This is a genomic window from Neolewinella maritima, from assembly GCF_923081025.1.
GTDB classification, from domain to species: Bacteria; Bacteroidota; Bacteroidia; order Chitinophagales; family Saprospiraceae; genus Neolewinella; species Neolewinella maritima.
In genome coordinates this window covers 737,322-751,804 of the sequence record NZ_CAKLPZ010000001.1, presented here as the reverse complement: position 1 = coordinate 751,804, position 14,483 = coordinate 737,322, and the positions used below count along the sequence as shown (strand labels likewise).

Sequence of the window (14,483 nt, the reverse complement as noted above, 5' to 3'; positions counted from 1 at the left end):
GGACAGGAGTGACAGGTAGGGCTTAACTTCGGGATATGCGTAACCTACTTCTACTCCTTCTTTTGTCGTTGACATCCGGTATGGTGATGGCCCAATCTGATCAAACTTGGTATGCTGTGCTGGATGCGGGTGGCCAGCAGCTCCCGCTGAACTTGGAATTTAGTGACAGCTCGGGTAGTCTGCAGAGTCCGAAGCAGACGGATCAGCGTATTCCGCTATCCAGCGTTCGGTTGACGGCAGATTCGTTGCAGTTTACCGTGGATGCGCTGCAGCTGCGGTACCGTGGTGCGCTCCACCCGGATAGCATCGTGGGGGTATTTCAGCAAGCAACCTTTGCGACCGAGCTGATCTTTTACCCCGCGCCGCCTGCCGGGTACGATGCTGGTCCGCCCGCCGCAGCCAGTGTGCGCCCGCAGGATCCTACGGACTCTCCTTACGAACGCCGGTCCGCCAGCTTTCCGGGGGGTGCGGAGGGGGTGACCCTGACCGGTGAGCTCACCCTGCCGTCGGATACGCTGCCTAAGGCACTGCTCGTGCTAGTCTCCGGCTCCGGACCGCAGAACCGAGACGGGGAGCTCGGTCCGCCGATCAATCACCGTACCCTGCTGGTACTGGGTGACTACCTGACGCGTCATGGCTACGGCGTACTGCGCTACGACGAACGGGGCGTAGCGGAGAGTACGGGTGACTTCGGTACGGCTACGACAGCCGACTTTGCCCAGGACGCGCAGGCGGCCGTGCGCTACGTGCGGCAGGACGAGCGGTTTGCGGATATCCCCGTGGGTATAGCGGGCCACAGCGAGGGGGGACTCATCGCTCCCATGGTGGCCGCCGAGGGTGTACTGGACTTTGCGGTACTTCTTGCCGCGCCCGGTATACCTACGGATAGCCTCTTACTGGATCAGCGGCGGGCCATCAGCGGGATGACCGCGCCGGACGAGCCGGTGCTGCGGGCAGTGTATAGCTACACCAAAGAGCATTACAGGGAGGACGAGCAAGCTTTTCGCGATGGATTGCGCGCGGTGATCCTGTCCGTCATTCCTAGTCTGGACTCCGCCACCCGGCGCAGTATTGTAGACCCAGCGGACTACGCCGATACCTACGCCAACCTGATGACGCCCCCCTGGATGCGGTACTTTCTGACGGTCGACCCCGCCGACTACCTCCAACGGATGACCGTACCCGTGCTGGCCATCAACGGGATGCTGGACCAGCAGGTAACGATTGGCAACCTAACCGCCGTAGGTGCCGCCCTCGAGCGGGCCAGAAACGCAGACATCACGCTGGTGGAAGTACCGGGCGTGAATCACCTCCTGCAACCGGCCGAGACCGGGGCACCGGGGGAATACGGAGAGATCGAAATGACCATCTCGCCCACTGTGCTGGAGACTATCGTGGCCTGGCTGGATGAGCGTTATTAGGTCGAGGCGTTATACGCCGAGGGTAGGCTAACATCGGCATGGACTCGGCGTGCAACGCCTCGACCTTTGATGGGCTCGGACCGGAGGCCACTCGACCTTTGCGGTTGGTGACCGATCTTAGTGCAATGGACCGCAGAACATTCCTCCAGACCAGCCCGGCACTCTTTGCCCTTCCCCTGACTGCGCACCCGCGGCCGCGGCCGGTGGTCCGACGGGTAGCCCTCATCGGCTGTGGCTGGTACGGAAAGAGTGACCTGATGCGCCTGCTGCAAGTTGCGGAGGTGGAGGTGGTAGGGCTCTGCGACGTAGACCGCCAGACGCTCGAAGGGGCCGCCGCACTACTAAAGGAGCGGCAGCCTACGGCTAAACCAGGATTGTACGCTGACTACCGGGAGATGCTGCGGCAGACCCGGCCCGGGATCGTCCTCATCGCTACCCCCGATCACTGGCATGCACTGCAGGCTATCGCGGCCATGGAAGTAGGTGCGCATGTGTACCTGCAGAAGCCGGTGGGGGTGGACCTGCGTGAGTGCGCCGCGGTACTCGAAGCGGCCCGCCGGCACGACCGGGTGGTACAGGTGGGTCTGCAACGCCGCAGCACCCCCCACCTCGTGCAGGCCAAGCGCGATATCGTGGAGACCGGTCTGCTCGGCACGATCGGTCACGTAGAGCTCTGCTGCTACTACCACATGCGGGATACGGCCGTGCGGGAGGTGGAGCCGGTACCGGACTTCTTCGACTATGACGCCTGGACCGGGCCCGCCCCCCTGCTTCCCTATAGGGGACTGCCCCACCGCCGCTGGCGCTCCTTTCAGGCCTACGGCAATGGCATTGTGGGCGATATGTGCGTGCACATGCTGGACATGACCCGCTGGATGCTGGACCTCGGCTGGCCGGACCGGGTAGCCAGCACGGGCGGTATCCGCGTGCAGACCGCCGCCGACGCCACTACTACGGATACCCAGACCGTGGTATTCGACTACCCGGAATTTAGCTGTGTGTGGCAACACCGGAGCTGGGGACCGCCGGTGGACGAGGACTTCCCCTGGGCCATGACGCTCTACGGAGCGCAGGGGGTGCTGCGGGCCGATCCGTATAAGTACGACTTTAGTCCGCACGACGGCGAGACCGTCCGGGTCGAAGCCGTGTACGAGCGCGACGCCTTTCCGGAAGACCTGACCGAGCCGGATATCGAGCTGCACACCGCCCCGGCTACCCGGGCGCATATGGCGGACTTCCTGCAGGCGATCGATACCGGTGGCCGGCCGGTGGCCGATATCGCGGAGGGGATGATCTCCACCGCTGCCTGCATCCTGGGGAACCTGGCGCTGGAGGCCGGTCATCCGCTGGCCTACGATCCGGTGGCGCGGGCGATCGTGCCGGAGCATCCCGAGCTTCTGGCCCGGACGTACCGCCCACCCTACCAACATCCCTAGCGGACTATCTTCGCGGCCATGTCGCAGTCGGTGTCTAACGTCCTGAAGTTCATTGTATTTATAGGACTCGGCTTCGGCATCCTGTATCTGGTGTACCGCAGTCAGCAGGCGGCCTACCTGGCCGACTGTGGGCTGCGCGGCGTGGCGGAGAAAGACTGCAGCCTGATCGACAAGGTGTGGCGCGACTTCCAGGGGGCCAACTTCTTCTGGTTGTTCATGACCCTGGTGGCCTTCTGCATCAGCAACCTCAGTCGGGCCCTGCGCTGGAATATGCTGCTGCGCACCCTGGGCAAGCAGCCCCGCCTCATCAACGCCTTTCTGACCATCAACCTCGGCTACCTCGCTAACCTGGGCTTTCCCCGCCTCGGCGAGCTGGTGCGGCCGGCGGCCATGGCCCGCTACGAAGACATCAAGGTGGAGCGCGTGATCGGCACGGTAGTGGTGGGCCGTACGGTCGACGTGGTCATGCTGCTCTCTCTGACCGGTCTGGCCCTCCTGCTGGCCAGCGACCGGCTGCTGGCCTGGCTGGCCGAGAACGCATCGGTCAGCGACAAGCTGGCGGGTCTGGAATGGTGGCTCGGTAGCGTGGTAGTACTGGGCATTGGCGCGCTGGCCCTGGCCTGGTTTCAGCGGGGCCGCATCCGCGCTACCCGGGTGGGCGGTAAGCTGATGAGCATTGTAGCGGGCTTCGCGGAGGGGCTGCGCACGATCGCTACGGTGCGTCGGCCCTGGCTGTTCGTCCTGCACAGCCTCAACATCTGGCTGATGTACTTCTGCATGACGCTGTGTGTATTTCTGTCCTACGCCCCTACGGCGGAGCTGGGTCCGCAGGCGGCGCTGGTGACCTTCGTATCGGGGGGTTGGGGGATCGTGGTACCGAGTCCGGGCGGCATGGGCAGCTACCACTACCTGGCGCAGGCGGCCCTGGGACTGTACGGCGTGCCGGGTGAGGATGCCTTCAGCTGGGCGAATATTTCCTTCTTTTCCATCAATATCGGCTGTAACGTGTTGATCGGGTTACTGGCCCTGTTGCTGCTGCCGCGCATCAACCGTTCGTATCATCCTGCTTAACCCCCTCCTTTGTTCCGATCCTGGCGTATCGGCCGCATTTTCGGCGTTCCTACGGAGCTGCACTGGTCCTTCCTGCTGGTGCCGGTGGCGATCCTGGTATACTCCTACGAGACGGGGGTAGGATTGCGGTGGTCGCAGGTGCGGTGGTGGTCCAGTATTACGACCCTGCTCTTCGTCTTCGTGCTGGTGCATGAACTGGGCCACGCGCTCACGGCGAAGGCGTGTGGCGTACGGGCGGAAAAGATCATCCTGTTCCCCCTCGGTGGCGGCGCGCTCATCCCCACCGAACCCGAGCGGGTGTGGCAGGAGGTACTGATCTACGCGGCCGGTCCGCTGGCTAATGTGCTGCTGGCAGTGATCGCACTTCCCCTGCTCCTCTGGCAGCCCGGGGGCTGGTACATGATCCAGTTCTACCTCAACCCCTTCAGCAACCTGATCGTCGCGCCTACGCTCACCGAGCAACTCCTGGGCATTACCCTGGCGGTTAACGTAGTACTCGCGGTGGGCAATCTGCTGCCCGCCTACCCGCTGGACGGCGGCCGTATCCTTCGCGCCCTCCTGAAGCATAGCCTGGGCGACCGGCGCGCCACGGTAGTGGCTACCGTACTGGGTATCTTGATCGGTCTCGGACTGATCGGGCTGTCCATCCGCCTGAGCGATCCGGTACTCTCCCTTAGTGCCCTGTTCATCGTCAGCTTCTCCGCCCTGGAGCTCAACCGCGGCTGGCAGCGGCGGCAACTTCAGCGTACCGCACTGAAGGACGTTCTGCGCCCTCCCCCACCCGACCGCGTGTACGCCTCCGATACGGTGGCCCGGGCCCGGGTGCTGTTTTCGCGCACCGATGCACGCGTCCTGCCGGTGTACACCAATTGGAACGAGCTGAGCGGCTTCGTTGAACGGGAGGTGCTGCACCGGGAGGCCGGGCGGGAAGAGCCCGTACGACTGCACTACGAAGCGGAGTACATCACCGGCACCGTGGAGGACGATCTGCTGGAACTGACGGAGCGGATCGTTGCGGCTGACGTATACGGAGCCGCCATCTACCGGGGCGGCGTGCTGGACGGCTTCGTATTCACCGAAGACGTGATCGTGCTGCTGGACCGCTCGCCGCGGCGTTTCTACAAGCGGTTTAGATCCCCAACTTCGCCTTCACCAGGGGCATGATGTCGTCGCTGTCTTGTCCGTACAGTACGGTATTGAAGCGAGAGGTATCGAAGATGAGCTGGTAGCCCCCTTCCTGCGCCACGGCCTTGACTGCATCGCGCGCCTGTTTGATGATGGGTCCTAGTAGTTCCTGCCGCTTGCGCTCTACGTCTACCCCCATCTGCTGCTCGTACTGTACGATCCTGTCCCGCTCGGCGGTAAGTTCGGCCTGTAGCTCCCGCAACTTTACGGGGGCGAGCTCTTCGCGCTGGGCTTCGATCTCCTGGACGCGGGTCTTAAGGTCCGCCACCATCTTTTCACCCTGCGCTACCAGTTGATTATTGTAGGCGTCCAGCTCAGCCTCGGCGGCCTTCGTGCCCGGCATCTCGGAGATGAGAATGGCGAAGTTGAGGTGGCCGTACTTCTGCGCGCTGAGGCTGGCTACGGACAGAAAAGCAAAGACGGCAAGAAGCAGGATACGTGGCATACCACGAAGGTAGCGCCCGGGTAGCAGCGACTTCAGCTACCCCGCTGCTTTAAGGAAATAGTAACATCGCTGGGGATTGACTTTAAAGCCACTTTGCAGGAATCAACATTTTTGTTTGAAATAGTTTGTTTGTCAAACAAAAGCGCCTACCTTGCGGTCCAAGCGATCTATCTATGAAAGTCAATCTCCCGATCCCCGCCGGCTGGCGTCTATTCTTCGAGCAGCTGTACCGCCGCCTGTACCGGCAGTTGACGAGTCCCTGGACAAAGCTGGCCGTACTGGTCGTACTAGCTGTGGTGGTGACGCGCAAGGAGCTCACTTTCACCTTCAGCGTGAATGGGGGAAATCTGTTCGGCAGCCGGGCTTCGGTATTTAGCAGTCAGCACGAAGAGGCACCACTAGCCACTTTTGCCGATTACACCCCCAGCAAGCGCAACTGGACCACCCGCGAGCTCCAGCAACTGGCCTACGTGAAGGACTACCGGCAGATCGCGCTGCGGGAGATGGCCACCCACGGCATTCCCGCCAGCATCACCCTGGCGCAGGGCCTGCTCGAGAGCGGCACCGGCAGGAGTACTCTGGCTACCCGCAACAACAATCACTTCGGACTCAAGTGCTTCAGCAAGCAGTGCAGCAAGGGCCACTGCAGCAACCACAGCGATGATCACCACAAGGACTTCTTCCGCATTTTCTCCAAGCCCGAAGAGAGCTACCTGGCCCACAGCAAACTGCTGCAGAACGACCGCTACCGGAAGCTCTTCACCCTGAAGCGGACCGACTACAAGGGCTGGGCACGCGGCCTCAGCAGGGCCGGCTACGCCACCGATCCCAACTACGCCAATAAGCTGATCCGCCTCATCGAAGGGCTGGAGCTGCACCGCCTGGATAAGTAAGGCGGAACCACGAAATTAAGGTTTGACGTTTTGAGTGTACTCTCGCCCACCTCCCTAATCCCGGGGGGTGGGCTTTTTTGCAGCTACGCTCAGATTGAGCCAAGCGCTCACTTTAGCCCGTACCTCTCGTTCTTCCGCTGCTGTCACGTGGCCGAGATTGGTGGGTAGAAAAGCAGCTTTTCCGAAGGACTGGATGGCATCTACCGCCACGTACATGCGCCCGATCAGTCGCGTAGTTCCCTCGGGACGGGGAAGCAGCGGCACCCGGTAGGGATCGTTGTCGGCGTAACGGCCGGCGGGAATGATGGGGAGGAAGGAAACGTTCTTTATCTCCTGCCGGTAGTTGGAGGCCGTGGAGGACAGGCAGAGCACGAATTGGAAGGGAAGCTTTACGTCAGGACGAAGCTCGTAGACTACAAAAGGCTCAAAGGTCAAGGTGGTAGGCGGCATGTGAGGCGTAGAACGCCTGGAAGCTATCACAAAGTTCCAGTGATTCTTCGCGATTGCGGCGGTAGGCTTCTTTCTGCGCTTCAGTCAGGGCGGTAGCTGGTGCGGTGGCTGCAGGCCGTTGGGCGGAGGGACCGGTATACGCTACCTGAGGAAGCGATGCGGATCCGCCACTGACGGATAGGGAAGAGTCAATACCTGTATTCAATGTGCAACCTTTTAACTGTGGGTTCTAACCACTCAATCCCTATCGGGTTGAGTATCAAGACGGAAACGCACCCAAGATAGGCCCAATTGCCCTACTTACCGATGCAGAAGTTGGAAAAGATGTTACTCAGCAGATCGTCGGTGGTGATCTCACCGGTGATTTCGCCTAGGTCACGTAGGGACTGCCGGATGTCCATCGCCACAAAATCTTGCGACAAACCCGACTGAAGGCCCTCCGCTACCCGCTCCAGCGCCCGATCGGCCCGGGTGAGCGCATCGTAGTGCCGCGCATTGCTCAGGATCACCTCCTGGGCATCCAGCGCGCCGCGGCCCTGGGTAGCTACGTGCAGCAGCGTATCCTGCAGGTACTGCAGATTGCTCTTCTCGCTGGCGATCATGGGGATGAAGCGCTCCAGGGGTACGGACCACTTCCCGTCGTAATCCTCTCCGAAGTAGTGGCTGTACTTCGTGTAGGGATTGAGGTCCATTTTGTTGGCCACTACAACGAGGTCGAGCTCTTCGCGGTACAGCCGGTCCAGATCAGCGGTGAGCGTAGCCGGATCCGTATCGATGATGTCGAAAACGTAGATCAGCAGTTGACTACTCGCTACCCGCTGCAGGGTACGCTCCACGCCCATGGCCTCGATGGTATCGGTGGCCTCCCGGATACCGGCCGTATCGATGAAGCGGAAGGTCATACCCCCGATGGTAATGGCCTCCTCGATGGTATCGCGGGTGGTGCCGGCAATGGGTGAGACAATGGCGCGGTCTTCGTTCAGCAGGGCGTTGAGCAGGGTGGATTTACCGGCATTAGGCCGACCGGCAATGACGGTGCTCACTCCCTCTTTGATGGCATTGCCCAGGCGGAAGGAGGAGGTCAGTGCGGCGATCCGCGTACGAATCTTGGCGACTAGCTCCGAGAGTGCACTACGGTCAGCAAATTCGACGTCCTCCTCCCCGAAATCCAGTTCCAGCTCGATCAGGCTGGCAAAGTCGATAAGCTTGGCGCGCAGCTCCCGGATCTCGTTGCTCACGCCGCCGCGCAGTTGTCCGAGCGCGATCCGGTGGGCGGCGGCGGAGCGGGAGGCGATCAGGTCGGCCACGGCTTCGGCCTGACTGAGGTCCAGCTTACCGTTCAGAAAAGCCCGCTGGGAGAACTCACCGGGTTGGGCCGGCCGGGCACCTGCGTCCGCGCCCAACTGCACGATACGCTGGAGAATGTAGGGGCTGCCGTGGGCGCTGATCTCGACGGCGTCCTCCCCGGTATAGGAAGCCGGGGCGCGGTATATGGTCAGGACGACCTCGTCGATGGGCTGGTCCTTCTCGTCTGTCAGTACGCCAAAGAGGGCGCGGCGCGCGGGTGCGGTGAGCAGATCGTGGCTCTGAAAGTAGGGAGCAAAGAGGGCGATGCTCCCCGGGCCGCTCACGCGCACGATACCGATGGCCCCCTCCCCGGCGGGCGTGGCAATGGCGATGATGGGGTCAGGCATGGGTGGGGTCGGCTTTGGGTAGCGTGATGCGAAAGGTGGTGCCCTTGCCGAGCTCGGAGTGGGCCACGGTGATGCGGCCCCGGTGGTATTCCTCGACGATGCGGCGCACGAGGCTAAGGCCGAGGCCCCAGCCGCGCTTCTTGGTGGTAAAGCCGGGATCGAATACGCGGCGCTGGTTGCGGGACGAGATGCCCTTACCGGTGTCACTGATGTCGATGATGACCTTACCGTCGCGTTCGGTGACGGTGCTGCTGATCTGTCCCTGACCATCCATAGCGTCGAGAGCGTTGCGCAGCAGGTTCTCGATCACCCAGTCGAATAATAGGGGGTTGATGGCTACGGACAGTTGACCCGTAGCGGCACTGGGGAAGTCGAAGGTCACGCGACGGGGCGCTCGCTTTTCCATGTAGGCGCGGCATGCGTCGAGTTCGGCGTAGATGTTGACGGGTTGCAGCTCCGGGGTGGCACCGATCTTGGAAAAACGGTTGGCGACCATCTCCAGGCGCTCGACATCCTTGTGTAGTTCGGAGGATACTTCCATGAGATCCTGATCGTCGGCGTAGAGTAGGTTCAGGTGTTCGACCCAGCCCATGATGGCGCTGATGGGGGTGCCGAGTTGGTGGGCGGTCTCCTTAGCCAGGCCGACCCAGACGCGGTTCTGCTCGGCGCGGCGGGCCTGGTTGATACCGAATATGCCGACCACCAGGAAGGTGCCGATGAGGGCAAACTGGATGTAGGGGAACAGGCGCAGTTTGCGGATCAGGTTGCTGGTGCCGAAGTACATCAGTCCGCCCACGGGCATGACGACGGGGGGCTTGCCATTGGCCTTCAGGTCTTCGAGTTGCTGTAGGATGTAGGCGGTATCTCCCTCGCGGCCGTCCCAGTTGATGGCCTCTACGTAGCCACCACCGCCGGGCAGGGCCCAGATAGCGGGGATGGTGGTGTTGTTCTGGATGATCTCCTGCTGGATGGCTACGTCCTGGTTGAGCACGTCCAGGTCGAAGGTGCCCGCGTCGTCGCCGAGGTCGTTGAGGTCGCGGATGGAGGTTTCGTAGAAGCGCACGTAATTCTCCTCGATGACCGACAGCTGATTGGCCAGCCGGTTGGTGTACCACACCGAGGCGATCACGATGACCAGGCCGATGACGGCCAGGTACAGCGGCCAGCGGGAAGAGAGGAGACTGCGCATGGGGTGGCGGTGAGGCCGGAGGAAGTTAGTCGCTAGCAGTAAACAGTTGGGGGGATGGAAAAATTACGGCATTTCCATACTGAGGCCCAAATCCTGCAGCGCACGGCGGCTGGCCTGCTGTTCGGCGCTTTTTTTATTGTAGTCTTCGCCCACGGAGATGCGGCGGCCGTTGATCACTACGGCTACGCGGAAGCGATCGCGCTTGTCCTGCTTGAAGCGCTTGAGGATCTCGTAGTCGACTTTCTGTCCGCTCTTCTGGCAGTGCTCCAGCAGTTGGCTCTTGTAGTTATCGTCGTAGGTTTCGAGGGTATCGATGTCTACGTAGTCGCGTAGCATGCGGTTGACGATGAAGTGGGTGGTACCGATGTAGCCCTTTTCCACGTAGACGGCACCCACCAGGGCTTCTACGGCGTTGCCGAGCATAGAGCGCGCGATGCGGGTGTTGTTGTAGGTGCTGAGCAGTTCATCGAGGCCCATATCGTGGCCGATCGCGTTGAGGCTCTTGCGCTTGACGATCTTGGAGCGCATCTTGGTGAGGAAACCCTCGTCGGCGGTGGGATACTTCTTGTAGAGGTACTCGGCTACGATGGTGCCCAGCACGGCATCGCCCAGAAACTCTAGGCGCTCGTTGTTTTGTCCGCCGTAGGGATGGCTGCGATTCGTGTCGTTGCTGCTCTTGTGGGAAAAGGCTAGCTTGAAGACATTGAGGTAGGCGGGGGTGAATCCGAGGAGCCGACGCAGGCGGAAGACGAATTCCTTTTCGGGCGAAAAGAAACGGTTATAGATACGGCGGACTACTTTGATCACAGAACGGGGGGGAGCTAGTCGGTAAAGCGCTTAAAGATAGTAGCGGAGTTGTGTCCACCGAAACCGAAGGTGTTACTTAGGGCAATGTTAACGGGCTTGTGTACGGCCTCGTTAAAGGTCAGCTGCAGACGTGCGTCGATCGAGGGGTCGTCCGTGAAGTGGTTGATGGTAGGGGGCACGAAGCCATGCTGGATGGCTAAAATACAGGCAACGGACTCGATGGCGGCCGCCGCCCCCAGTAGGTGGCCGGTCATCGACTTCGTGGAGCTGATGTGCAGATCGTAGGCGGCCTCCCCGAAAGCCAGTTGGATGGCCTTCAGCTCAGCAGTGTCGCCCAGCGGGGTGGAGGTGCCGTGGGTATTGATGTAGTCTACCTGCTCGGGAGACACGCCGGCGTACTGCATGGCGTTTTCCATGGCCAGTTTAGCGCCTACGCCGTCCGGGTGGGGGGCCGAAATATGGTAGGCATCCGAGCTGGCGGCGTAGCCGGCCACTTCGGCGATGATGGTGGCCCCGCGGGCGCGGGCGTGGTCGAGGCTTTCCAGTACTATGGCACCGGCGCCCTCGCCGAGCACGAAGCCATCGCGATCGGCATCGTAGGGCCGGGAGGCGGTGGCGGGGTCGTCGTTGCGGGTGCTGAGTGCCTTCATGGAGTTGAATCCACCGATGGACACCTTAGTGATCACGGCTTCCGATCCGCCGGTGATCATGACGTCGGCGCGGCCCAGTCGGATATCGTCGGCCGCAGCAGCCAGGGCGTGGCCGCCCGAAGCACAGGCGCTCACCGTGGCGTAGCTGGGTCCGCGCAAGTTGTACTGCATGCTGATGTAGCCGGCCCCCATGTTGGCGATCATGCGGGGGATCATGAAGGGGTTGTAGCGGGGTGTACCATCGCCGCCGGCGAAGTCTTCGATCTGCTCTTCCAGGGAGCGGAGTCCGCCGATGCCGCTGGCCCAGATGCAGCCGGCACGGTCGGGGTCTACGGCCCGGGCGTCGATCGTGCCGGCCTCGTCGAGTAGGCCGGCCATACGCAGGGCTTCGTTGGCGGTGTGCAGGCCCATGAGGGTATAGCGGTCCTGGCGGCGCAGCTCGCGTTTGTCGATGTGGGTAGTGGGGTCCCAGTCCTTGACTTCGCAGGCGAACTGCGTCTTGAACTTCCCGGCGTCGAACTGGGTGATGGGGCCGGCTCCACTGCGCCCCTGCTGGAGGCCCTGGAGGTACTCGGGGACGGAATTGCCGATGGCCGTGAGGGCGCCAATGCCGGTGATTACTACTCTATTCATCGTAGGGTGCAAGGTAAAAAAAATCGCCGCCCGCTACCCACTGTGGGGTAACCGGGCGGCGACAGGAAAGGTACGAAGGCGTGAATTACTTCTCCACGCTGCTTTCCAGGTAGGTGACGGCCTGGCCGACGGTCTGAATATTCTCCGCCTGTTCATCGGGGATGCTGATGTCGAATTCCTTTTCGAACTCCATGATGAGCTCTACGGTATCTAGCGAGTCGGCCCCCAGGTCGTTCTGGAAGCTGGCCTCGGCCGTTACCTCGCTTTCGTCTACGCCGAGCTTGTCGACGATGATCTGCTTTACTTTTTCTTCAATGCTGGCCATATTCTGAGGTGGCTTTAGTGATTAAATGCGGGCGCAAAGAAAACCAAAGGGGTTAACCTGCGCAAGTCGGCCGACAATTGGCGACGGCGGCGCCAAGGTAACACCACAAAGCATAAAGTGTGTAGCCAGCCGGCAGAATGACTAAAACCGCGCACCCGCCGTGAGGCCCAGGTAGGTGGCTAACTCCTGGGTGGTACCGGATGCGGAGAAGCCCCGCATACACTGTATGCCCACGGTAAACAAGTCTAGGTATAGCGTGACTGCGCCCCGTCCCGCCCAGTCGATGGTAGACTGATCGAAGGTCACGGTCTCCGTACGGTCGTCCCCCAGCGATAGGCCCGGCGCTACCGCGACCGTCAGTACTACATTCAGATCCAGATCGGCCGGTAGCAAGCGGTAGGCCAGCCCCAGGGGCAGGCGGAGGTGGCCGTAGTCGAAGGCCGGCGCCTGCTCGGTCTCGTAGCGACTGAACTGGTAGCTCAGCCCGACCAGTGGAGCCAGATTACCAGCGCCGAAGAGTACATCCGCGCCGAGTAGTAGCCGGTCGCCGGTATAGGTGAACACGTCGTCGGCGGGTTGTACGAGGTCGATCTGTCGGTCGCCCGTTAGGACGCCTAGGTAGGGGTTGATCTCTACCTGTCCGTAGCTCGAAAAGCTACAGAGCAGGAGGAACAGGATACGGTGTAGTGTAGCTTTCATCGGTTAAGGTCTGCTCAAAAGTATCTAGGTGGCCGTACTTAACAGTAATTTTACCGCCGGTACCGGAAACGTAAAAATAAGCCCGGCTACCCGGCCGTTACAGTTTTCTGATACCCTGCCGCCGTGGAGCGCGGGCATCCTTCTTATGTGACTTAATCAACTATGCAACAACTACTCCGATTCCTTTCCATCCTGGCCGTTATTGGCAGCCTAAGCGTACCGGCTACCGCCCAAATCAAGGCCTGCGTGGAAGGTCCTGGTGGCCGCAACATTCAACCCGGTACGGGAGGGCCCTGCGTCAACACCGTAGTCAGCGCGGTCCCCTTCCTGCGCATCAACCCCGATGCCCGCGGCGGTGCCATGGGCGATGCCGGCGTAGCCCTGAGCCCCGATGCCAACGCGATGCACTACAATGCCAGCCGCCTGGCCTTCACCGAAGAAGACCTCGCCCTGGGAGCTACCTATACGCCCTGGCTACAGGCCCTGGGCCTGAATGACGTCTACCTGGCCTACCTGGGCGGCTTCAAGAAGCTGGACGAGAATCAGGTCGTCAGTGCCAGCCTACGCTACTTCAGCCTGGGCGATATCCAGTACACGGATGACAACAATACGCCCCTGGGCACGGGCAAGCCCAATGAGTTCGAGGTAGCCCTGGCGTACAGCCGTAAGCTCACCGAAACCTTCGGTCTGTCCATCACCGCCAAGTACATCAACTCCAACCTCGCCTCCGGGCAGCAGGTGCAGGGTACGACGTTGGAGGCCGGACAGGCCTTCGCCGCCGACATCGGGGCCAGCTTCCGCAGCCAGCCCCTCGGGCCCAGCGGTAATATTTTGGCCATTGGCGGTGCCATCACCAACATCGGTAATAAGATCACTTACACTCAGGATACGGTCCGTGACTTCCTACCCGCTAACCTGGCCATCGGTGCGGCCTACACCTTCAACCTGGACCAGTACAACCAGATCACCATCACCGGCGACGTCAATAAGCTACTCGTCCCCACCCCCTGCGACGGCAGCGCCGACTGTACCCGCACCCAGGACGAGATCGATGACCTGAGCCCCATCAGCGGTCTGCTCACCAGTTTCAGCGATGCCCCGGACGGTTTCGGCGAGGAGCTGCGGGAGTTTACCCTGAGCGCTGGCGTCGAATACTGGTACGCCCAGCAGTTTGCCGTGCGGGCCGGCTATTTCTACGAGAACCCTACGAAAGGCGACCGGCAGTACCTCACGGCCGGACTGGGCCTGAAGTACAATATCTTCGGCATCAACCTGAGCTACCTCGTCCCTACGAGCAACCAGCGCAACCCCCTCGATAACACCCTGCGCTTCAGTTTACTCTTCGATTTCGGCCAGGGTAGCAATCAATAATTGCCGTGCACAAACCCTGACCCATGGGGTGTTAAAGGGTAAATCATGGGGTTGCGCGGTAAATTTTTTTGACAGTTTCTGCAATATTTCAGATCAACTACCCGTATATTGCAGTAGACAAACGGCGGCTACACCCGCTAAAGAATTTTTATAACTGGGGTTTAGTTCAGGAAAGGTGCGACACTTGTGTCGTGCCTTTCTTTTTTCTGCTTGC

General features: G+C 61.1%; 14 protein-coding genes. 6 read left to right on the top strand and 8 right to left on the bottom strand.

Translation table 11 applies throughout. The features are described 5' to 3' along the window. Window positions 1-35 precede the first annotated feature (35 nt). The 4 genes from MJQ68_RS03070 (at window position 36) to MJQ68_RS03055 (ending at window position 5,092) form a co-directional block, all read left to right on the top strand. On the top strand, window positions 36-1,421 hold the full coding sequence (locus tag MJQ68_RS03070; RefSeq protein WP_238749509.1) for an alpha/beta hydrolase family protein: 1,386 nt from the start codon (window positions 36-38) through the stop codon (window positions 1,419-1,421). A 125-nt stretch (window positions 1,422-1,546) separates the two neighbouring features. Next, window positions 1,547-2,857: a Gfo/Idh/MocA family protein gene (locus MJQ68_RS03065; RefSeq protein ID WP_238749508.1), complete on the top strand. Its 1,311-nt coding sequence runs from the start codon at window positions 1,547-1,549 to the stop codon at window positions 2,855-2,857. Window positions 2,858-2,875: 18 nt separating this feature from the next. After that, entirely contained in the window at window positions 2,876-3,928 is a 1,053-nt protein-coding gene (locus MJQ68_RS03060) for a lysylphosphatidylglycerol synthase transmembrane domain-containing protein (protein WP_238749507.1), read from the top strand. A gap of 9 nt (window positions 3,929-3,937) precedes the next feature. Beyond that, a complete protein-coding gene (locus MJQ68_RS03055; RefSeq protein WP_238749506.1) occupies window positions 3,938-5,092 on the top strand; it encodes a M50 family metallopeptidase in 1,155 nt (384 codons plus the stop codon). Here the strand turns inward: MJQ68_RS03055 and MJQ68_RS03050 are convergent. Beyond that, entirely contained in the window at window positions 5,058-5,558 is a 501-nt protein-coding gene (locus MJQ68_RS03050) for an OmpH family outer membrane protein (RefSeq protein ID WP_238749505.1), read from the bottom strand. The two genes, MJQ68_RS03055 and MJQ68_RS03050, sit on opposite strands and share 35 nt — an antisense overlap. A gap of 173 nt (window positions 5,559-5,731) precedes the next feature. Between MJQ68_RS03050 and MJQ68_RS03045 the strand changes: the two genes are divergently transcribed. After that, window positions 5,732-6,451: a glycoside hydrolase family 73 protein gene (locus tag MJQ68_RS03045; protein ID WP_238749504.1), complete on the top strand. Its 720-nt coding sequence runs from the start codon at window positions 5,732-5,734 to the stop codon at window positions 6,449-6,451. A 54-nt stretch (window positions 6,452-6,505) separates the two neighbouring features. Here the strand turns inward: MJQ68_RS03045 and MJQ68_RS03040 are convergent, their stop codons facing one another. The 7 genes from MJQ68_RS03040 to MJQ68_RS03010 all read right to left on the bottom strand — a co-directional run bounded on the left by MJQ68_RS03040 (window position 6,506) and on the right by MJQ68_RS03010 (window position 12,898). After that, complete coding sequence (locus MJQ68_RS03040) at window positions 6,506-6,901, bottom strand: hypothetical protein (RefSeq protein WP_238749503.1); 396 nt, start codon at window positions 6,899-6,901, stop codon at window positions 6,506-6,508. Between the two features lie 296 nt (window positions 6,902-7,197). After that, complete coding sequence (gene mnmE / locus MJQ68_RS03035; protein ID WP_238749502.1) at window positions 7,198-8,595, bottom strand: tRNA uridine-5-carboxymethylaminomethyl(34) synthesis GTPase MnmE; 1,398 nt, start codon at window positions 8,593-8,595, stop codon at window positions 7,198-7,200. Continuing rightward, on the bottom strand, window positions 8,588-9,784 hold the full coding sequence (locus tag MJQ68_RS03030) for a sensor histidine kinase (RefSeq protein ID WP_238749501.1): 1,197 nt from the start codon (window positions 9,782-9,784) through the stop codon (window positions 8,588-8,590). The genes mnmE and MJQ68_RS03030 overlap by 8 nt, the downstream gene beginning before the upstream one ends. Before the next feature lie 63 nt (window positions 9,785-9,847). Continuing rightward, window positions 9,848-10,591, bottom strand: coding sequence for a ribonuclease III (gene rnc / locus MJQ68_RS03025; protein WP_238749500.1), 744 nt, complete (start codon window positions 10,589-10,591; stop codon window positions 9,848-9,850). Between the two features lie 14 nt (window positions 10,592-10,605). After that, the gene (gene fabF, locus MJQ68_RS03020) at window positions 10,606-11,874 is read right to left on the bottom strand and encodes a beta-ketoacyl-ACP synthase II (RefSeq protein WP_238749499.1); all 1,269 of its coding nucleotides are present in this window, start codon (window positions 11,872-11,874) and stop codon (window positions 10,606-10,608) included. A gap of 85 nt (window positions 11,875-11,959) precedes the next feature. Next, a complete protein-coding gene (locus MJQ68_RS03015) occupies window positions 11,960-12,199 on the bottom strand; it encodes an acyl carrier protein (protein ID WP_238749498.1) in 240 nt (79 codons plus the stop codon). Between the two features lie 141 nt (window positions 12,200-12,340). Further along, a complete protein-coding gene (locus MJQ68_RS03010) occupies window positions 12,341-12,898 on the bottom strand; it encodes a hypothetical protein (RefSeq protein ID WP_238749497.1) in 558 nt (185 codons plus the stop codon). A 162-nt stretch (window positions 12,899-13,060) separates the two neighbouring features. Between MJQ68_RS03010 and porV the strand changes: the two genes are divergently transcribed. After that, window positions 13,061-14,269, top strand: coding sequence for a type IX secretion system outer membrane channel protein PorV (gene porV, locus MJQ68_RS03005; RefSeq protein WP_238749496.1), 1,209 nt, complete (start codon window positions 13,061-13,063; stop codon window positions 14,267-14,269). The last annotated feature ends 214 nt before the right edge of the window (window positions 14,270-14,483 follow it).